Raw genomic sequence first — 19,805 nt, 5'->3', positions numbered from 1 at the left:
GCTTAACGAGATACACAGCATTTAAATATGTTGCCGCCTGATTGATAACTAAAGAAAAGAGACTTATCTATACTGATAAGCCTCTAAGGAATTAACGCAAAGTTCCGATATGTTTCAATAATATCTTTATATCTCGTTTTGGAAACAACACGGATTCCTTTTTTCAATTGTTCACGTTGGCGGCTCTCTAACTTTTTGATATCGATTTGAAAAAACGATTGGATAACCCGTGATGATTCATTCGGTTTCCCTTCAAAAATGGAAAGCGTACCATCCTTCGTTAAACCGAAATATCCATTCGCTTTTGAAAGTGCGGAAATGTCATTGACCGACTTTTGAAACACGATTTGTTCATCATCCATATCAACAAGCTGCCAGCCTTTATATTTTTTCCATATGTCTTTCATGGAAACAACTGTTTCTTCCGTTATTTCCTCGCTTACTTCGCCATCTAAATAAATTCGCTCTAAAATGATATTCATTTTGACTCCATTTGACTCTTTCGCCAAACCATTTGTTTCTCCTGCCAATATGAACAGGATAACGGCAAACATTTGAAACATTCGTTTCATGAACCTTCACCTCTCTCAAGGCAAAAATTTATTCGTTTCTATTTTTACCAATGAGAGAAGTTTTATCCAATTTCTATTGAATCATTAATTCCTTTAGTCCAATCTAGTATAAATAGTTTTGGGGTGTATACAAATATTATTTCCATTTGTCTAAACTTTCCTTCAACTGCTCTCATTGCTGTTCTTCCATTATGCCTAGCAGCGAATATTAAAAAATCTTTTTATAGAGGCATGCATTCATCCCTTTTACTCCCTCTAAAGTTATTTGTATTTATTTTGTGTAAAAAATTTACATCATGGAATTTTTTTGATTTTGATAAAATCTATTAATGATGATTTTCTTCTCAAAGTTTCTTTTCAAATGATGCTGTGCTCAAAACAAAAAGGGGGCTCCATAATCCTGTCAAGCAGACCATGAGGAATAAATTAAGACTCGGTCTTTTTCTCAATATTCAATCTGGAAAAAGGCCGTTAAGAAAAAACTTTCAATTCCTTGTTCCATTCCGTATAATTTTTGATTTGGATGTGATAAAAAACTTCTGAAGCACATCATCTAATCACATGAAAAAATCCACCCTTTGCATAAAAAATCAATTTCTTATGCATTGGATGGATATCGTAACGCAAGATGATGATTTTTAGAATGTATGTCATCATCCGTCAAGTTTTTTGTGCATATTCAGCAGAAATAAGGCCATAAAACATTGATATATCAAGGCTTCTTACTCAATCGCCGACTCATCTAAATTATGGTAGACTTCCTGAACGTCATCATCATCTTCCAACATGTCGATGAGTCTGAGCATTTTCGTTAAATCGTCGCCTGTTAACGTTGTATATGTTTGCGGAATCATTGTAATTTCTGCTGTAACAAAGGAAAATCCGTTTTCCGCTAACTTGTTTTTCACTTCCTCGAAGTTTTCAGGAGCAGTATAAATTTCAAACGATTCATCTGTTGTTTCCATTTCCTCAGCACCTGCTTCAATCGCCTGCAAAAGCATGTCATCTTCATCGATGTCAAGTTCTTCGCGAGAGATGACAAGAAGCCCTTTACGGTCAAACAAATAAGAGACACAGCCTGTTTCTCCTAAGTTACCGCCGTTTTTCGAAAAAGCGACCCGTACGTTAGAAGCGGTGCGGTTTTTGTTATCCGTTAAGCATGTCACCATGACAGCGACACCGCCAGGACCGTATCCTTCATATTTCACTTCTTCGTAGTTTGTATGCTCCTGATTACCTGTCGCCTTTTTAATGGCACGCTCAATGTTTTCGTTTGGCATGTTCGCTGCTTTTGCTTTTTCGATAACGAGACGGAGGCCTGGATTTGCGCTCGGATCACCGCCGCCCGTTTTTGCCGCTACATATATTTCCTTCGCTAATTTCATAAAAAGTTTACCGCGCTTGGCATCTTGTGCATTTTTCCGACGTTGAATATTTTTCCACTTAGAATGTCCAGCCATTCTAAATTTCCCCTCTCATCAAACGAAATTTCCGATACTACTATATCAAAAAAACGATAAACGGTAAAATAGAGTTTTATATGTAAAACTGGGAAAGAACAGGCAGATTTCCCCTGTTCTTTCTCAGCGACTACCTGCGGTTTAACGGACGTTCGATTATTTCTCCGTTATTAAAAATGGTTTGTAAATCCTTTTCAATTTCTTCAAATGGTTGACCGTAGCGCATATTATTGTCGATGACACGCACACGTTGATATGTGCTCGGATTCGAAACGACGCGCACCTTTTTATTTTTCGTGTATGGAGCAACCGCTTGTTTTACCTTATTTTCAAGGCGCTGTGTATCGCGAGCGGTTGTATTTACCGCCACCAGTACGCTATCGCGATAAACAAGTGCACGTGCGTCAGAAACACCGTCTACCTTCGCAGCCTTCATAGAAATTTTTTCTGCCAGCTCACCGTTATAGCGGTTGTAATAAGAAGAACGGGTTTTTGCGTTCATACTGTTTAAATGACCGTGATAATTGATGTCATTATATTTGAAACGGTTATCGCGTTCAAAAAATGTACGGTCACGCTCGGCATAAGGAACAGTCGGATTTGCATCCTCACGGCGATTCACGTTCGTTCTTCCATCCAGTGCTCCTCTGTCTAAAAATTCCGTAACCGGACCATCATTATCGTTCATGATGTAGGCATTCCCGTTATTTTCGCGATTGTTTTCAGTTGTATCGTATCCAATCGGACGGGCACTGTCATCATAACGGGCATCAAGCGCTCCTTCATAGCTGCCACATGCTGAAAGTCCGCCCGCTAACCAAAGTACGCCGACTGCCATCATTCCTTTTCTCAACAGAAAAACCCCCTTATTTGCCTTCGACGCAAGGCTGCCATTAGGTCAGCCTCACTTTATAGCATGGCAAATAAACAGGGGTTTATGGCTGTTAGTTATCGGCAGAAATGAACTTCTTCTGCCTGTACTACTTCTAAGCAAATCTAGGATATTTTAGCGGACTCCCCATGTTAAAATTTCGGTGGAGCCGCAGCAAGACGGCGCTTATGGTGGGAGCGGTTATGTAACCGTTCAATAATTTGACGGTCTTTCTCAGGAATTTCTTCTCCCTTTAAATATTTATCAATCATCTCATAGGTTGTACCCATTTCGTTTTCATCTGTTTGTCCTTCCCAAAGCCCTGCGCTTGGCGCCTTTGTAATAATTTCTTCAGGAACACCAAGAATGCGCGCCATTTCACGAACTTCGCCTTTTGTAAAGTGAATAAGCGGAACTAAATCAACGCCGCCGTCACCGTATTTTGTAAAGTAACCTGTATGCCATTCCGCCGCATTATCCGTGCCGACAACGACATATCCGTAATTGTTCGCAACCGCATATAATGTTGTCATGCGAAGACGCGCGCGTGTATTCGCATCACCAAGTTTCGCTGCTTTTTCATTCCATTCGCCTTTTTCTTTTAATTGGCGCTCAATTTCACCGAAAAGCGTACGATGCGTTTCCGTTAAGTCAATGACATAATAATCGATTCCACAGCTTTCAACCACTTTCAAAGCGTCTTCTTTATCTTTCGGATTGCTTTTACAAGGCATAATGAGCCCTAGTGAATGATTAGGAAAAGCGCGCTTAATAAGATGTGCTACCACCGCAGAATCAATGCCGCCGCTAATGCCGACAACCGCTCCGTTTAATCCTGCTTCTTTTACTTGTTCACGCAGCCATTCAATCAGTTTTTCAATTTTTTGCTCCATCGTCTAACTCCCTTTCGCCAAAAATCACATATATGTTATCTTACCATATGATAAATTTCTTCGACAAACTGTTTGCGGCTTTCAAATTGTGAATTCGTATATTCGACGGCTTTTATTAAAAAGCGGGATTCAGATGAATATTTTGTCAGTGCGGCATTCCATTCACGCAAAAGATCGGCAGGAAACATAAGCGCGCTTAAAAACCATTTTTTCGTGAGCTGTTCGTTTATTTGCGGCAATTTTTGCAACTCAGTAAATGACCATTCCAAAAACGGCAAAATTCGGTTGGCATATTGTAAATAATCAATGCTTTTTGGTGCGACAGCGAGCAAATCATAATCAATTAAATAAAGCTTCTTATCATCTGTCCGTAAAAAATTATGAGAAGCGACATCACCATGAATAATCGAGTCGTTTTCCTCGGTGAATGAATGGTAAAAACGGGCTAAATTTTTTAAGGAAAGATGTGCTGAAGATAAGATAAACCCCACTTTTTCGGCATGTATTTTTCGTCTTATAAAAGGCAAAAAATAAAGAAGTCTTTCATAACGTTGAATCCATTTCTCATAAAGCTGGTAACGCGGCAAATACAGGCACAAAAATGGATGTTCCAATAATCGCCCCGAATAATGATGATACTGTTCAAGCAAGTTCAGTCCATCGCTCCGGTCTTGCAAAGAAGTGAAACAAAATGGAGTTTGGGTTGCGATATAGTCTTGCAAAATCCAATAAAGGGAATGGAAATAAACCACTCCGCTCCTTAGTGTGTTCGTTCTTAAGCAAGGGACAGCTTGAAACTCCATTTGTTTCAGTGACTTCATAAATATCACTTGCAATGCTGCCTGCCTGAAAGAAGAATATCCTTTTAGTACGTATATCCCTTCAGTCGTATCAATAAGCCAGACATTCCGTTTAATGAAAGTAATTTTTTCTACTTGGAATCCGTATTCTTTTTTTAAAAGGAAGAAGGCTGGCTCATACCAGTCTGATCTCATGTGCAAACTATCGTATATCGTATTTTTAGGCATTGTCCTATATGTCAGGTCTGACACTTTGCTTTTCGAACTGTCTCATCTCACCAGTTTTCATACTCACTGCTTTCTCCGTGCTCCCGCATCATAAAAAACGGTGGACTTGATACTGGATAATATGGAGCTTGTGCCTGCGCTGGATGATACATCATTGATGTTGGCGCTTGCTGTCCCGGGAAAGTTCCCGGCGTTGGCTGCATCGGCATTGCTGCTTGCTGTCCCGGAAAAATTCCTGGTGTTGGCTGCATCATCATTGGATAAGCTTGCGGCATTGATTGACTATAACTATAAGGAGTCACTGGTACATAAGGCTGGTAATAAATCGGTGCATGAAAGCCATAGCCGGGCATAACCGGAGTAACTGGAACGCAGTTTGCATACGGATGCATCTGAACCGGAATTTCTTGTGGCATCGGTGGAATATGGCTTGTTGGATACACATTCTCTACCGCTTTCTTATTTACGTCCGCTTCAGCCAGATTCGGCGGTACATTTGGCATTTCCGGCATATACTCGATTGATTCGCCCACGCTTTCGTCCATCCCCGGCATAGCCACTGGCTGATTAGGATACATTGGCTGATAACCAGTTGGTGCCATTACAGGCGGCTCATAGTGAAATCCATATCCCGGCATGACTGGAGTGACAGGCACACATGGCTGTTGTGGCACCTGCATTGGCTGCTGGGCGAAAATATTTTGCGGCAGCGGTGGTATATATGGCATTTTCGGCATTTCCGGCGGTTGCTCCATACTTGGCTCCTTTACGTCTTTGTCTTCCATCGGGCTTTCCAAGTCCGGCTCCTGCTTCATAATTTCCGGCAAAATATTAGCCGGTTTTTGTGGAATGTTTGGTATATTTGGCATATTTGGCATGACATTAGGCATATTTACATTTACTTGCGGCGTAAAAGGCGCCACCGTATTAGTGAGCGGTGAAACATGGACCGCTTTTTCGATTGTCTTTATATTTTCCTTATCATCCATTTTTGGAATTTCCTTCGCAATCGGTTTCGGTATGTCCTTCGGAGCTATTTTCGCTATCGGAGCTTTCGGCTCTTCCTTCGGTATTTCCTTTATTTTTGTTGGAACGATATTCTCTTTTATTTGAGGGACCACATTTTCTTTTGTGGGCTCGGTGACCATTTCTGCCTCTATATCAAAGGAAATAAACGGCTTCTGCTCGGCAAATGGGTGTTCCTGCTTTGGTACTTCCTTTTTTGGCATCTCTTTCTTTGGAGCAATATTTATATTCGCTTCCTTCTTTTGTATCTCTTTTTTTAGAGGCACCCCTTCGGATGGCACTTTAATTTTCATGCCGGGCATAATCATATCCGGGTTGCTTAAGTGAGCATTCATTTTCTTTAATTGTTCAAAATCGACCCCGTATTTTTGTGCAATCTTCCAAAGGGTATCCCCTTTTTGGACAATATGGATTTTCACTCGGTTCCCCTCCTATACAAAAAGTCCATATGTTCTATTTGAGCTTCGGCTAGTTGTCACAATCATTCTTCAACACAACTTATGATGCAAAAAATGAATTTATGATAAAAAATTATGAGGACTGGCGCAAGAAAAAGTTCTGTCTCCTCTAGACGATGAATTTCTCCTTTTTCTACCTCTTCACTGTCTTGTTTAGAAAAAAGCAATAGCGCCAAAAATCATTCTCGCTTCGATTCGCTATGTGAATTCTGAAATCAGCACAATTCAATTGATTTATAAGATGAGACAAATTTTACGAAAACATCGTGTACGATTTCATAGTGACTGTGTGCAAACGTTTGGTAAAATACATGTAGATGTCAAAGAAATGTTCATTATCGGGGTGGCTGTTTCTAGCGTTGAAAGTTATTGTACGATGCTCGAATGCAATCGACATAAAAGTGTGATTTTAACTGGAAGCGCGTGTCAAGTAGGCAAACAAGCTCCCTCAAGGACTATGACCGCGATTGGAAAAAACAATGAAGTGGCAAAACAATTTGTTAGAATTTCTCTCGGCAAATGGACAACGGCAAACGATATGGAAACTGTAATCTCTGTGCTCAAGAACATTTGCAGCCAATTTTCAAAAGAAAGGAGTGCTGAAAAAGAATGAAAGACGAGAAGAAAATTCTTGGTGAGGAAAGAAGACAGCTGATTTTAGAGTGGCTGAAAGAAAGCCAAAAGCCCCTTACAGGCGCAGAGTTAGCTATGAAAACAAATGTAAGCAGGCAGGTCATTGTTCAGGATATTTCGTTGCTGAAGGCCCGCAACGAACCAATTATCGCTACAAGCCAAGGATATTTATATTTACAGACACAACCTCAAGAACAAACGTATACGCGGGTCGTTGCTTGCTATCACACTCCTGAAGAGACACTTGAAGAATTGCAATTAATTGTCGACCACGGAGTCACTGTAAAAGATGTAACAATTGAGCACCCCGTGTACGGCGATTTAACCGCTTCTGTTATGGTAAGCAACCGCCAAGAAGCCGAGCAGTTTATTAAAAAAATTGAAGAAACGAAATCAGCGTATTTACTGCAATTAACCGATGGAACACACCTTCACACATTAGAAGCCAACTCCATCGCTAAGCTTGATGCTGCTTGCGATGCGTTGAAAAAAGCAGGCTTTTTAATCGAATCGTAAAGACGTAAAGAAGCATAAATGTCTAGCAGTAACTTTCAAAATCTCTTTTGCGAGTAGATGACGTTGGACTTATGCGTTTTAGATAAGTTAAAAATCCTTACGATTGGTTCGCAAAGATTTTTATTCAACATGTTCACCGAGAAATCTCCCACCTCTAAACAACGTGTAGGTGGGAGAGGTTCATTCACATAATATGGATAACTTCCTAATACTTCGACACGTGCCTGGCACCCTAATCTAAGAGAGTGTATTCTTGTACCCGACAATACGCTTTAATTTCATCTTCTTGGTAGGCAGGGCTGTATCCATCTCTTATTCGTTGTGTTTAGGTTGTATAATTAGCAGTTTATTCTGCACTACACTTCATAAAAAAGAACCTTGAGAAAGAAAATACTTTCTCAAGGCTTGATACAATTAATCGCCCCAGTGAAAAATCTTCACATGATGTATTAGAGTATTGTCCTTTCCTTGCTTTTCTTCTGTTAACACCTCTCCTCCCCAACTTGGTGTCATCAAATGAATTCCTTGTTTGTGTTCTAAAAGTATTTCAATTTGTTCTTTTAAGTATCTCAAACCTTTTTCATTTGCATGAATTTCAAGTTTTTCTCCATCTCATTCTTCTAACACTTCTTTATCAAACCAAATTTCTTTTTCTTGCTCTGTTATATAGAATCTAAATCCATAAGGCAGGGCAAGATATTTAATTAAATCGGGTCTTTTAAAAGCAACATGAAAGTAGTGAACATTCATTAAAGAATCAATATTGTCATCATATAACTCCGTTGTAATCCACCAACCAGTCATATATTCGGGAGAAGGATATCTTACAGCGTCAACCCCTAAACCTTCATAAACTCCCTTAGATATGACAATATTTTGATTGAAAGTTGGAAAAATCGGAGATACTCCGTATTGCTTGCACAAGTTTTCTTGCTCTTTAATAACCTTTATAGAGTAATCAACCCCTTTAGTGAAACCATTTCCCTCACTATTAGCTTCCCAAATCTCATAATATAAATTAGTTACTTGTTTGAATTTTAACAGCCAAGAGTGATATGAAATCGTTTGTTCCCCTTTAATAATTGGTTGATAGTCCAAAACATAATCGATTAAATATCTAATTACACGTAAATAATCTTCGCTTGTCCAGCGTTGAGTGGAAATTTTAAATTCTTTTCCCATCACCTGTGACAACCCTTGAGTAATAATATAATTCGAATCCTTATTGATAGTTATTCCTCTATATACCATTACGGACTCCATCCTTTCCGCTTAATTGCACTTATTGTTCCACCTTGTATCGAACTACATGTTTTACAATGTGAATATAGCCTTTGTGGTGTCCCATCTCTTACTAATGCACTTGGTGGTTGATGGTTTGGAATAAAATTCCCTCTCTTTGTACCAGGATTTTTAGAACCACAAGAGTGACAACTTATATCCTATCTTATCACGTTCCGCTTTAGAAAACTTTCTTCCTTTACCTTTAGCTTTAATAGATTTGCTCGCATACGGTCCAGGTTTTAAGGTATTTGCTCCTGCAACTCTCTTTTTAATCTGTTTTTTAGTGACTTTCTTAAAAACTTTCTTCGCACCTTTTTTAGCAATATATTTAATAGCTAACCTACCACCTATTTGTACAGCTAGATAAATTAAATACGGATTATTCCCATCCGGATCCGTGAACATAATAGGGTTATCTGTTGCATAAACATATGCATTTTGCGTCAACGGCAAATCTTCGTGACCAATTTCCGGATCCCTCGATAGAAACCGCGCCGTTTCTGGATCATAATATCTCGCCTGTAAATAATACAGCTGTGTTTCTATGTCATATACGTATCCCGCATAGCGAATTGGCTGTCCCACAATCCGAGCGTCCGTTGGTTCCGGAGAAAGAGATTTTCCCCACGGATCATAACTGTATGAAGCTACCGTCGTCCCACTTTCATCCACGATACGGACAACGTCTCCGCGATGATTCGTGATATAAAAGAATGTTTCGCCATTTCGATTTGTTAGGCTAACTGGTTCACCATCGTTCCACGTAAACGCCCACACCGTTTGTCCGTTATCATCGGTGATACGGATTAAGTCGGAGCCGTCATAGTGGTAATGGTACGTGACGTCATTCACCGTTTTCGTTTTCCGCAAGCCGTTTGGATGGTACGTGAAGCTGGCGATTATGTTTCCGCTTAAGTCTTTTACCGCAAGCAGTCTTCCTTCTCCGTCCCATTCGTATTGGGCGGCTTAACCAATACAATCAATCCCTTTACCGATACAATTTTCTCATATATCGTATAAGTAATACAAACAGAGGAAGGGATGCATCATACCAATTAAAATCAAACTGAAAGAAATTCTGTAAAGAACGTGGGATTTCTCAGCGTGAACTGGCTCGACTTACAGGGCTACGCTCGAACATCATCATCCATCTTTGTTCAGACCAAGTAAACAGAATCTACCCCTCAACATTAAAAAAATATGTAAAGTGTTAGATCAGAAGTTAATCGAGGTAGAGTAATTCTCTCGCTATAGTAATCGGAATAAGAGGCAGAAAAGTTTCGAAAAAAATTTTTTAAACGCTGAGAAAACAAAGGTAAGGTTTTTGGAGATAAAAACGGCGATAACTGATGATTTCTCAGCTGTTTATTGTTGATGAAAATTATAAAATTGGACATCTTTTTCAAACTCATCCTGTGCGTACAAGGCAATTCTAAAAATTATCATGCAGGAGTTTCAAGGGTTATTTGTATATGTTGTACTACAAAGGGAGTTATTCGGCACTACACACCCTATAAAAAAGACCTTGAAAGAGTCATAATACTCTTTCAAGGTCTTTAAATTTATGCATTGTGTAACACATTTTTTGCAGCTTCGCTATTTGGCATTATCTTTAATATTTCTTGAGCAATTGCTTTAGCTTCTTCTTTACTAATTAACTTTTCTGGAATGTCATGGAATAACAACAAATGTTCTTTCAAGCTAACATCTTCAGGGCTTAATTCAACTGCTCTTTTAGCATGGTATAATGCACTTGCGTAAGCGTCTGGTAAATGGCACAATGCAGTACTTAATAACTCTGAAGCTAAGTAATGATAATATGCAGTCTCATTATTATTTATCAAATAACAGACAAATGAATAAGCACTTATACTCTCTTCATCAAATCCTAATTCAAGAACAACTTGCTCTAAAATATTTCTATCTTCATTCTCAATATATTCTATTGCTTTTTGAAAATCACCCGATGTTATTAATTGCTTTATCTTTTCCTTCATAGTTATTTCACCCACGCATCAGATATTCTTATTGTTCCATCAGGTAGTTTTTTGTATGTCACCTGTACCAATTGTCCATTAACCATTTTAACTCTAGAAGAAACAGATTTATAAGGTATATCTGCACCATTATGCATTACATCGATGATAATTTCTTTTATTTTCCCCCAATTCTTATCAGGCACAAGTTTTTCCCATTGATGATTAGATTTTTTACTTCCATTTATAATATGCTTTATCTGATTACTGTTAAGTTTCCCTATTGCATCATGTACTTTAGAAGAAGGCAATAGCTTAACTTTACCCGTACCCTTAACTTTCTTCTTAACTTGCTTTCTAACAAGCTTATAGGCTTTTTTCTTAATCTGCTTCTTCGCATAATAGATAACAACCTGACGTCCGCCCACTACAATGACCGCAACAACTAAAGGATGTTGACCATCTGGGTCGGTCATCATCACCGGATTATCTACTGCGTAAATGTACGGGTTCTGTGTAAGCGGAAGATCTTCCGTACCAATGACAGGGTCTCTTGAAAGAAACCTTGCTGTTTCGGGATCATAATATCTTGCTTGTAAATAATACAATTGCGTTTCAACGTCATATACGTATCCCGCATAGCGAATTGGCTACCCTGCAATCCGAGCGTCCGTTGGCTCCGGAGAAAGAGGTTTTCCCCACGGATCATAACTGTATGAAGCTACCGGTGTTCCGTTTTCATCTACAATTCGAACAACGTCTCCGCGATGATTCGTGATATAAAAGAATGTTTCGCCATTTCGATTCGTTAGGCTAACAGGTTCACCATCATTCCACGTAAACGCCCACACCGTTTGTCCGTTATCATCGGTGATACGGATTAAGTTCGAGCCGTCATAGTGGTAATGGTACGTGACGTCATTCACCGTTTTCGTTTTCCGCAAGCCGTCTGGATGGTACGTGAAGCTGGCGATGGTATTGCCGTTTAAGTCTTTGACGGTAAGCAGGCGGCCTTCTCCGTCTCACTCGTAGATGTATTTATCATTTTTGCGAAGGTTTCCTGCTTCAAAGTAGTAAAACCTTTCACCTCATTTAATTTTAATAAAAGTTCAAAGTTTTAATAATAAAAAAATTGCCTTTGGAGATAGTACTTCTCCCAAGTCTCTACTATTATCATCTAAATTAAAAAAAATAATCTACCTATCTGATCAATAAGTTCTTCTAATTTCTTCCCTAGATCATTTGGTTCATCGTTGTTTTTTAGACCTATTCTTATAAGTTCATCGGCTACTGCCTCCCTTAGTTCGTTTCCTAGTTGTTCATCTATACTAACTATTTCTTCACTATCTACTACCCAAAGAAGATCAGGTCTATTGGTTGCCAAACATTGGCGTAGTAAATCCAACATCTCACTATTAATTTTGTTCAACATTTATCTATCTCCTCCTTATCCCTTTCGACCCCTTGGCATAAGTAGTTACAACTTTACCATGCTTGTTTAGCACTACTACTGCATACTTCCCGACATACTTGACTTTTCCTTCAGATTGTTTAACTACTTTGACTGGATTCCTTACAGCATCTAAAATCGCCTTTGGAGAAACTCCTCTTCCTCCATCTCTTGCCATAGCTTGAGCTAACCCATGTTTTCTGTAACCTGTAATTTTACCTGCAACAGCTTTCCTTTTCTTATACTTAACATATTTAACATGTTTTCCGATATTTTTAACAAGTTTAAATTTGCCTCCCCCAACAAAACCGAACGCCGCCGCAGCCGCGACACCTTTCCATCCTTTTCCTGACTTGTATACCTATACGAGTCATAAACCACAAACCCTGCATTGATGGCCAGCCAGACCCAATGCCCATCCGGATCCACCAACATCACCAGATTGTTGTTCGCATACGTATATCCGTTCTGCGTGAGGATATCATCCGCATCCCCTGGGTCTGGATCCAAAGAAAGGAACACGCCATGCTCTGGGTGGTAATAACGGGCGATCAGGTAATAAACAGGGTGTCCCAAAAATGATCATTTTTGGGACACCCTCTTTCAAATTCTTTAAATTTCAACAAATATTAATGAAAAAATTAAAGTATAGAAATATTAAACCTTAGTATGATTTAACGACTTCTAAAAGTAATTCCCGAACCCTTTCATGAACTTTTAATTCTTCAGAAAAATGGGGGAATTTTTCTAAATGTTTCCTTAAAGGTTCGTAATAAGGATACAAAGCAAAAAAATCTTTATACAACAATTTTCTTTGATACCTAGGTATCTTTTTATGAGCAAGGACATAACTTAAACTTCCACTTATTAATGAACAAAAGCTGTCAAAGTCCCCTGTCAAACAGTATTTATCATTATCTTTAAGAATGGTATCTTCAATTCTTTCTATATCTTCTAAGGGAAAATCATTGTTTAATAATATACTCATTTTTTCAAGCTCTAATATTACATCGTGATTAACCTTCATAAATTGTTCACCTCTTTCTCTCTTTAACTATGTTAAAAATGATAATATTCATATTTCTACTTTTTCTTGAGTTTCCAACCGTTATGCCAAAATGTCACTATTTTCCCTCTTTTGGTATAATAACCTCCAACCTTTCCTTTCTTAATCCTATATCCTTTTTTGCCTGTAGATAGTGTCACTTCTTCTCGCAAATGTTTATTTGAACGATAGAATGCTCTCGCTAGTTTTGTGTATCTTTCTGGACTATAGGAGCGTCCTTTTCTAATCACATGTTTGTTATGATGATATGCTAGCGATTCTATACTATTTTTAAAGGTACCTTTATACCAATACCGTGCGGGACCCTTTGCTACTTGTGCTGCTCGAAATGCTTTAAATGCAGCTCCTCCAACAAGCCCCACACCTGCCGCAATCGCCGCAGCCTTCCAACCACCTCTTTTAAAAGCCTTATACCCATCATAAGCTGCAAACGCCGCATTGATCGCCAACCAAGCCCAGTGCCCATCCGGATCCACCATCATCACCGGATTGTTGTTTGCATACGTATATCCGTTTTGGGTGATTGGATCATCTTTATCTCCTGGATCTGGATCCCTTGAAATAAACCTCGCCGTCTCCGGATCGTAATACCGCGCTTGGAGGTAGTACAGTTTGGTTTCTTTATCATAATAATACCCTGCATACCCAAATGGTTGTCCAGCGACCGCAGCATCTTCGGAAACAGACAGGACTTTGCCCCATGGGTCATAGCTGTAGGAAGCTACTGTTGCGCCATTTTCATTGACAATACGTACGACATCACCGCGGTAGTTCGTCACATAATAGAACGTGTCACCATTTGAATTCGTGACCGTGTTCGGTTTCCCATTCACCCATGTAAACGCCCATATCGTTTGACCGCTGTCATCTGTGATGCGGATTAAGTGCGGACCATCATAGTGATAATGGTACGTGACACCATGACCGTTTTCGTTTCTCTCAGTCCATCTGGGCGATACGTGAAGCTGACGACCGTGTTGCCGTTTACGTCTTTGACTGAAAGCAGGCGTCCTTCTCCGTCCCATGTGTATTGGTAGCGGTCGTCCTTAAGGAGGTTCCCGGCGTCATCATATGTGAACCCTTCGATTTCATTGGCCGCATTAAACGTCAGCGTCTTGCTGTGCGGATTTTTCAAGTTCCCAGACGCGTCATAGTCGTATTGAACCGTATTGCCTTAATACGTCCATGACTTCAAACGGTTGGCGAAATCGTACGTATATGAATCTGCACCATCAAAGCACGTTACAATATTTCCATCCACATCGTATGTATAGCGAAGATCCAACGCATTTTCTATACCGACAACATGCTAACTCGTTAATCTTCCTGCGTCACGATTATTTGAAAAAATCAGCCTAAAATAATGGGCTAATTTACAATTATACGTTTCAATCTGGCTCTCTGCATTGTATGTATATATCCAATTTCTTCTTTAAATTTATAAAAAAAGCCTTAAGAAGGAGCAAATGTGCTCTCTTAAGGCAATTTCATATGATTGCAAAGCAGCTATCTTTTAATCTAGCAAGTTGCCTAGCGATTAGTTAATGACTAGATCCACTAAAACTAATTCGACTAGATAGCACTACTTTATTTGTTTTACAAAAATATTATTATTAGGAAAATGCAACAATATGGTTGAACCTGAGGCAAATAATATTTCAAAAGACAAAGTACTTTCATCTACATCAAGAAGTTCCTCATATCCCCAATCATCAAATCCTGTATCATCAGATGTACCATTATGATTAATAAATATTTTTTTTACATTTTCAACTTTTATTTTCCATGTCTCTATTTCATTGGTAACGACCATTTCAACTTTTATTTTCCATTTTCTAAAATCATATCCTTCTTGAATCACTTTAAATTCGTTAAGAGTATAGTCATGAAATCCTTTTTCAACGAGAATTTTATACGCTTCATCAGATATTCTTTTTTTTAAAAATTTTACCCTCTCATAATAGGCTTTATCGTTCCTTAGCCATTGCTTCTCCGCCTCCGGGGATTGATCGCCCCAGAGCTCAAAAGTGTAATATTTCACCACATATTCCTCCTTGCTGATGTAATTTTTATGGTATAACCAAGTTGGCTGGCAAAGTCGGCCATAATGGTGGCAATAGAGAAGGCGCCATCCTTACTCCTCTATATACAATATACCCTGCACCAGCTGCTGCACCAACTTTTGCTGCTTTTTTGGCAGCATCCTTTGCTTTTTTTTCTTTTTGTTTTTTTTCATATTTTTTAGCGTTTGCATCCCAGTCCCATTTTGTTTTTTGCTTTAACACCTTTTTAACCCATTTAGGTGGCTCACCACTACTATTTTTATGCTTATCGTGAATAGAGCCGTCTGCATTTTGAGAATAATGCTGGCCTTTTGGTCCATAAAGGTGTACATGTTTTTGAGTACTGCCTTTCGCACTATCAATTCTTGCCTTCCAGCCTTGCCCCAAATCATACCATTTATTACTATAACCATTGGGATCAGTGTACATAACTGGATTATTTTCTGTGTAAATATACGCATTTTGTGAAAGTGGATTATCTAAATCTCCCGGATCTGGATCTCTCGAAAGAAACCTCGCCGTCTCTGGATCGTAATACCTTGCCTGTAGGTAGTGCAGCTTCGTTTCCCTATCATAATAATATCCTGCATATCCTAGCGGCTGTCCAGCCACGGCCGCATTTTCCGAAACCGAAAGCACTTTTCCCCACGGATCATAGCTATAATTCGCGACCGTCGTTCCGTTTTCGTCGACAATGCGGATAACATCGCCGCGGTAGTTCGTCACATAGTAGAACGTGTTACCGTTTTGGTTTGTGACCGTGTTTGGCTTGCCATTCGCCCATGTGAACGCCCATATCGTTTGACCGCTGTCACCTGTGATGCGGATTAAGTCCGAGCCGTCATAGTGATAATGGTATGTCACGCCATTCACCGTTTTCGTTTCTCTCAGTCCATCTGGGCGATACGTGAAGCTGGCGATTATGTTGCCGTTTACGTCTTTGACTGAAAGCAGGCGTCCTTCTCCGTCCCATGTGTATTGGTAGCGGTCGTCCTCGAGAAGATTGCCGGCGTCATCATATGTGAACCCTTCGATTTCGTTGGCCGCATTAAACGTCAGCGTCTTGCCGTGCGGATTTTTCAAGTTCCCGGACGCGTCATAGTCGTATTGAACCGTGTTGCCTTGATACGTCCATGACTTCAAACGGTTGGCGAAATCGTACGTGTACGTATGTGTATGGGTGCCGTCGAAGTACGTCACGATATTGCTATCCGCATCGTACCCGTATGTCAAATCCAACGCGTCGCCGCCGATAACACGCTGGGCGGCTAATCTCCCCCCATCATCATAGGATGAATAAACATTGAAGGAAGACGTATTAGCACTATTTTTCAAACTTGTACGGATGGGCAGGCCTTTTTCATTGTAGTAAAACTCAGTCGTTTGGCCCGTCGGCACTTGAATGAACGATAAACGCTGCAAGATGTCGTATCCAAATGTCGTTGTATACGAATTTCCACCGGTTGTTTCCACATAGGAACTGCGCAACCCATTCGATGGACTGTTCGCATCTGTTACGTAGTTGTTTTGCAACTGGTACCCGCTCGGTTCTTGGGACGTTTTCAAGCGGTTGTAGGCGTCATAAGTGTACAAGTACGTTTGGCCGTTCGCATCAATGCTCGTCACGTTTCCTGCATAATCGTACGTATACGAAGCGACTTTCTGGCCGTTGACCCATTTTTCGGTTAATTGATTCTTATTGTCATATTTGAATTCCTGCTTCGCAAGAACGGTCGTACCTTTTCCTTGCTCCACTTTTTGAAGGTTTCCAGCATTATCATAATCGTATCGAATGAATTTTCCTAATGGGTCTTGTTCCAGCGTCAACAAGTTGATCGCGTTATAATCGAACGTCGTGACGTTATTTCTTGGATCGATCCGTGTTTTCAAGTTTCCTTGCGTATCGTACATATATGATGTCGTAATGCTTTGTTGCCCGGATGGATCGACAAGTGTAACAGATTTCAGTTGGTCCAAATAAGTATAAGTGTACGTCGTGTTTCGTCCGCCTGGCGTTGTCACCGATGTTTGATTTCCATTTGCGTCGTAACTGTATGACGTGGTTTGATTCAATTCATCGGTTTCCGAAGTGACAAAGTTTCCGTCGGCACTATACGTTGTCGTCGATGTGGAAGCTTTTTCTTCGAGTTTAATGTTATCAAAATACACCGTTCCGGCTTGGTTGTTATAGACTCCATAAATTTTCGCTTGGTTAAAATCTTTCGCCGCTCGGAACGTCTTTTTCACAAACTGCCACTGATCCGTTAATGTTTTGTTGAACGGAATCGTAAACGTTCCAGTTGTCCCATCCGTATAGACGAACGATAGCTGCAACGAAAACTCGCCAGAAGTATTTGGATTTTTCACATACGCCCAACCGGATAACGTGAGCGGATCATCTTTTTTCCCGCTGATGGACACTTGTTGTCCGACATAACGACTCGCACTGCTTAAACCAGTGATTTTCACCGAATATTGTCCGGCTTTTGCCTGCTCGGTCGTTCTGCCATCCCCTGTACCAAACGCATTTAATGTCCAATTGTCAAGCGTCGTTCCGCTTCCGGCTTCCATACTGACGTTTTCATTCGAAGCGTACTCGGTTACGATAGCCCCTTGATCTAACTGAATGCCATCAAAATAAGCTGTTCCCGCTCCTGTGAAGATACATTCGATATGAATGTAGGCGGTATTACTTGGGGCAGTAAAGGAATAAGAAATTGGCATCCAGTCTCTTGTTCCTGTCACGTAAGGACTTCCGTATACAATCGTATTCCCTGCTTGATCTTTGATATACTGATTATTCACATCCTTAAAATAAACGCGAATTCGCGCTCCTGCCCCCGTTACATTTGTCGTTTTTATATATCCAGCTACGGTATAGGTCTTGTCCGCTAACGTCGTGTTAATCGGTACATCTTGATAGTAGTAACTCCGAAACAGCAAAATAGTTATATCCGGCTTTTGTTTCTGATTTGGTGGAGACCGGAGTTGGATCAAAGCTTGGCTGTGTGCTCCAATTGATGATAGATGCGTTAAATGCGCTTGTGACCTGATGTAAGGAAATGGATGGTCCGGCTGGTGTGGAGGAGTTAGGAACATACTGGTACACACCAACGCTTGCCCCTGTGACTTTTGCATTTGGGATCGGGGGCAAGGTCCATTTTAGATAGGTCCGCGTTTTGCCAAGTGTCGGGTCTTTCCCGACCGACAAGTAATTTAAGTTGCCGTAATTGCTGGACGTTCCGCTCGCCACAAACGTATCTTGTGCTTGGAACACATCAATCCACGGGTCAATCACGACTGGATACACACGCTTCGGATCGGTTAAATAGGACTCATCAGCCGTGACCGTTAAGATAAACCCATCATCGACAGGAGTAATCTCTTGAGTCACTTGTTCCGAAACATTGCCTTCCTTCGATGAATCATACATAAACGGACGCTGGATGTAAAATAAAAACTTCCCTGTTTTGACATCTGTAAATTCAATAACTCCAGACTCTTTTTTCTCGGCTTTTAATCCTTGCGCTTTGATATGAAACTCAAACGTATTTTTCCCTTGATAGGAATCAAGAATGATATTTTCCTTTACTTTCGTGCCGTCTAATACATAGTCAAACGTTACGCCAGGGTAGAGGTGTTTATATTGCGCACGATTCTTTTTGAACGTCCCTGCTACATCGACGGTTCCCTTATACGCTTTTGGTTTAGTAGAAGAATCATCAGACAATTCCACTGTCACTTTATGTCCAGCGATTTCGTAGGTAAATAGTTTTGCTTGTTCGTTTTGTTTTGGCTTTTTCGGAAATTTGACTTTAAACCGGTTCGCTTTATTTTCCAATTCTTGTTGTTGATTTTCTACCAATGTATTATCAATGTTGACCCATTGGCCGTTTTGTTTGAAGTGAATCGGTTCCGTGAACACTTCCGCGGTATATGTTCCATCCGAATTTTCATATACCTTTGCCGTCTCCGTGCGAAGGGATTTTACTTCCTTTTCTTTTGGATAAGGAGCATAAGAAGAGGCAGGCTCTTGTTCTGTATTCGAGGAGGTCACAGGTTCTACTTCAGAGGTCTCGGCAGGAGTAGAAGTAGAGGTGTCCTCAGTATGTTCGACATTCTCTGTGGTGGAAGGGTTGTCTCCACCATTTTCTGTCACATTCGGTGTGACGGTCGCATCCCCTTCTGTTGTTTCTGCTTGAGGAACGTTAGCAGATGAAGGGGTGTTTTCCTCCGCCTCCGCAAAAGGAGTGAGAGTCGAAAAAGTCATCGTAAAAGCAAGTAAGTAAGAAATGAATGAGTATACTCTTCGTTTCCTTTTTCTCATAAGATGTCCCCTCTCTAGCTGATTAAGAATAAAATAGATTTCAAGTAAACAAGTGCTGGAAAAAAGTATTCATTCCTCCTTCTAATAGGTTCATCACCATAACTTGGGGTTGTTAATATAAAAATGAATATTTTTCCATGTATAGGTATAAAAAAAGCGAAAACTCTGGTATCGTAATTGTT

Annotated in this window: 21 protein-coding genes and 2 pseudogenes; 3 read left to right on the top strand and 20 right to left on the bottom strand. The window is 40.1% G+C overall.

Annotation, left to right across the window (positions count from 1 at the left end; all coding sequences use genetic code 11):
* Window positions 1–83: 83 nt before the first annotated feature.
* From B0I26_RS12910 to safA, 6 genes are all read right to left on the bottom strand, one after another.
* Window positions 84–572 carry an intercompartmental signaling factor BofC gene (locus B0I26_RS12910; RefSeq protein WP_409991436.1) on the bottom strand — a complete coding sequence of 163 codons (489 nt, stop codon included), beginning with the start codon at window positions 570–572 and terminating at the stop codon, window positions 84–86.
* 722 nt (window positions 573–1,294) lie between these two features.
* Window positions 1,295–2,032, bottom strand: a complete 738-nt coding sequence (locus B0I26_RS12905; RefSeq protein ID WP_111645836.1) for a YebC/PmpR family DNA-binding transcriptional regulator — start codon at window positions 2,030–2,032, stop codon at window positions 1,295–1,297.
* A 130-nt stretch (window positions 2,033–2,162) separates the two neighbouring features.
* Window positions 2,163–2,885 carry a YhcN/YlaJ family sporulation lipoprotein gene (locus tag B0I26_RS12900; protein ID WP_245934793.1) on the bottom strand — a complete coding sequence of 241 codons (723 nt, stop codon included), beginning with the start codon at window positions 2,883–2,885 and terminating at the stop codon, window positions 2,163–2,165.
* Window positions 2,886–3,055: 170 nt separating this feature from the next.
* Window positions 3,056–3,796: an NAD(+) synthase gene (gene nadE / locus B0I26_RS12895; RefSeq protein ID WP_111645835.1), complete on the bottom strand. Its 741-nt coding sequence runs from the start codon at window positions 3,794–3,796 to the stop codon at window positions 3,056–3,058.
* A gap of 35 nt (window positions 3,797–3,831) precedes the next feature.
* The gene (locus B0I26_RS12890; RefSeq protein ID WP_111645834.1) at window positions 3,832–4,791 is read right to left on the bottom strand and encodes an aminoglycoside phosphotransferase; all 960 of its coding nucleotides are present in this window, start codon (window positions 4,789–4,791) and stop codon (window positions 3,832–3,834) included.
* 80 nt (window positions 4,792–4,871) lie between these two features.
* Window positions 4,872–6,269, bottom strand: coding sequence for a SafA/ExsA family spore coat assembly protein (gene safA / locus B0I26_RS12885; protein WP_111645833.1), 1,398 nt, complete (start codon window positions 6,267–6,269; stop codon window positions 4,872–4,874).
* Window positions 6,270–6,474: 205 nt separating this feature from the next.
* Between safA and B0I26_RS12880 the strand changes: the two genes are divergently transcribed.
* Both B0I26_RS12880 and B0I26_RS12875 read left to right on the top strand, forming a co-directional pair.
* On the top strand, window positions 6,475–6,921 hold the full coding sequence (locus tag B0I26_RS12880) for a PLP-dependent aminotransferase family protein (protein ID WP_111645832.1): 447 nt from the start codon (window positions 6,475–6,477) through the stop codon (window positions 6,919–6,921).
* On the top strand, window positions 6,918–7,457 hold the full coding sequence (locus tag B0I26_RS12875) for a transcription repressor NadR (RefSeq protein WP_111645831.1): 540 nt from the start codon (window positions 6,918–6,920) through the stop codon (window positions 7,455–7,457). Before B0I26_RS12880 ends, B0I26_RS12875 begins: the two co-directional genes overlap by 4 nt.
* Window positions 7,458–7,871: 414 nt before the next feature.
* On the opposite strand, the gene B0I26_RS18880 is transcribed toward B0I26_RS12875, so the two are convergent.
* From B0I26_RS18880 to B0I26_RS18875, 3 genes are all read right to left on the bottom strand, one after another.
* Window positions 7,872–8,051 carry an Imm32 family immunity protein gene (locus B0I26_RS18880; protein ID WP_111645830.1) on the bottom strand — a complete coding sequence of 60 codons (180 nt, stop codon included), beginning with the start codon at window positions 8,049–8,051 and terminating at the stop codon, window positions 7,872–7,874.
* A gap of 18 nt (window positions 8,052–8,069) precedes the next feature.
* Complete coding sequence (locus B0I26_RS18475) at window positions 8,070–8,708, bottom strand: immunity protein Imm33 domain-containing protein (RefSeq protein ID WP_220084982.1); 639 nt, start codon at window positions 8,706–8,708, stop codon at window positions 8,070–8,072.
* 162 nt (window positions 8,709–8,870) lie between these two features.
* Complete coding sequence (locus B0I26_RS18875; RefSeq protein ID WP_146612811.1) at window positions 8,871–9,593, bottom strand: RHS repeat-associated core domain-containing protein; 723 nt, start codon at window positions 9,591–9,593, stop codon at window positions 8,871–8,873.
* A gap of 196 nt (window positions 9,594–9,789) precedes the next feature.
* Between B0I26_RS18875 and B0I26_RS19025 the strand changes: the two are divergent.
* A pseudogene (locus B0I26_RS19025) lies at window positions 9,790–9,981 on the top strand (helix-turn-helix domain-containing protein).
* Between the two features lie 322 nt (window positions 9,982–10,303).
* On the opposite strand, the gene B0I26_RS12840 reads toward B0I26_RS19025, so the two are convergent.
* From B0I26_RS12840 to B0I26_RS18095, 11 genes and pseudogenes are all read right to left on the bottom strand, one after another.
* A complete protein-coding gene (locus B0I26_RS12840; protein ID WP_111645829.1) occupies window positions 10,304–10,738 on the bottom strand; it encodes a hypothetical protein in 435 nt (144 codons plus the stop codon).
* A 2-nt stretch (window positions 10,739–10,740) separates the two neighbouring features.
* Window positions 10,741–11,364 (bottom strand): polymorphic toxin type 35 domain-containing protein, encoded by a 624-nt coding sequence (locus tag B0I26_RS12835; RefSeq protein ID WP_281268709.1) that lies wholly within the window; start codon window positions 11,362–11,364, stop codon window positions 10,741–10,743.
* Between the two features lie 3 nt (window positions 11,365–11,367).
* Window positions 11,368–11,643: a hypothetical protein gene (locus B0I26_RS12830; protein ID WP_111645827.1), complete on the bottom strand. Its 276-nt coding sequence runs from the start codon at window positions 11,641–11,643 to the stop codon at window positions 11,368–11,370.
* A gap of 251 nt (window positions 11,644–11,894) precedes the next feature.
* A complete protein-coding gene (locus B0I26_RS12825) occupies window positions 11,895–12,149 on the bottom strand; it encodes a hypothetical protein (RefSeq protein ID WP_111645826.1) in 255 nt (84 codons plus the stop codon).
* A gap of 4 nt (window positions 12,150–12,153) precedes the next feature.
* Window positions 12,154–12,345 (bottom strand): hypothetical protein, encoded by a 192-nt coding sequence (locus tag B0I26_RS18660; protein ID WP_245934791.1) that lies wholly within the window; start codon window positions 12,343–12,345, stop codon window positions 12,154–12,156.
* 101 nt (window positions 12,346–12,446) lie between these two features.
* Window positions 12,447–12,731 (bottom strand): annotated as a pseudogene (locus B0I26_RS19020) (RHS repeat-associated core domain-containing protein); the annotation flags it as partial.
* A 100-nt stretch (window positions 12,732–12,831) separates the two neighbouring features.
* Window positions 12,832–13,194: a YxiJ-like family protein gene (locus tag B0I26_RS12815; protein ID WP_111645825.1), complete on the bottom strand. Its 363-nt coding sequence runs from the start codon at window positions 13,192–13,194 to the stop codon at window positions 12,832–12,834.
* A 56-nt stretch (window positions 13,195–13,250) separates the two neighbouring features.
* Window positions 13,251–14,258 carry an RHS repeat-associated core domain-containing protein gene (locus B0I26_RS12810; protein ID WP_409991435.1) on the bottom strand — a complete coding sequence of 336 codons (1,008 nt, stop codon included), beginning with the start codon at window positions 14,256–14,258 and terminating at the stop codon, window positions 13,251–13,253.
* 557 nt (window positions 14,259–14,815) lie between these two features.
* Entirely contained in the window at window positions 14,816–15,274 is a 459-nt protein-coding gene (locus tag B0I26_RS12800; protein WP_111645823.1) for a hypothetical protein, read from the bottom strand.
* Window positions 15,275–15,302: 28 nt separating this feature from the next.
* Entirely contained in the window at window positions 15,303–18,239 is a 2,937-nt protein-coding gene (locus B0I26_RS12795; protein WP_146612810.1) for an RHS repeat-associated core domain-containing protein, read from the bottom strand.
* Window positions 18,199–19,623, bottom strand: coding sequence for a DNRLRE domain-containing protein (locus B0I26_RS18095; RefSeq protein WP_146612809.1), 1,425 nt, complete (start codon window positions 19,621–19,623; stop codon window positions 18,199–18,201). Before B0I26_RS18095 ends, B0I26_RS12795 begins: the two co-directional genes overlap by 41 nt.
* Window positions 19,624–19,805 lie beyond the last annotated feature (182 nt).

The organism is Paranoxybacillus vitaminiphilus, from assembly GCF_003259935.1.
In the GTDB taxonomy this organism is placed as follows: domain Bacteria; phylum Bacillota; class Bacilli; order Bacillales; family Anoxybacillaceae; genus Paranoxybacillus; species Paranoxybacillus vitaminiphilus.
This window is presented reverse-complemented; position numbering and strand designations above follow the sequence as displayed.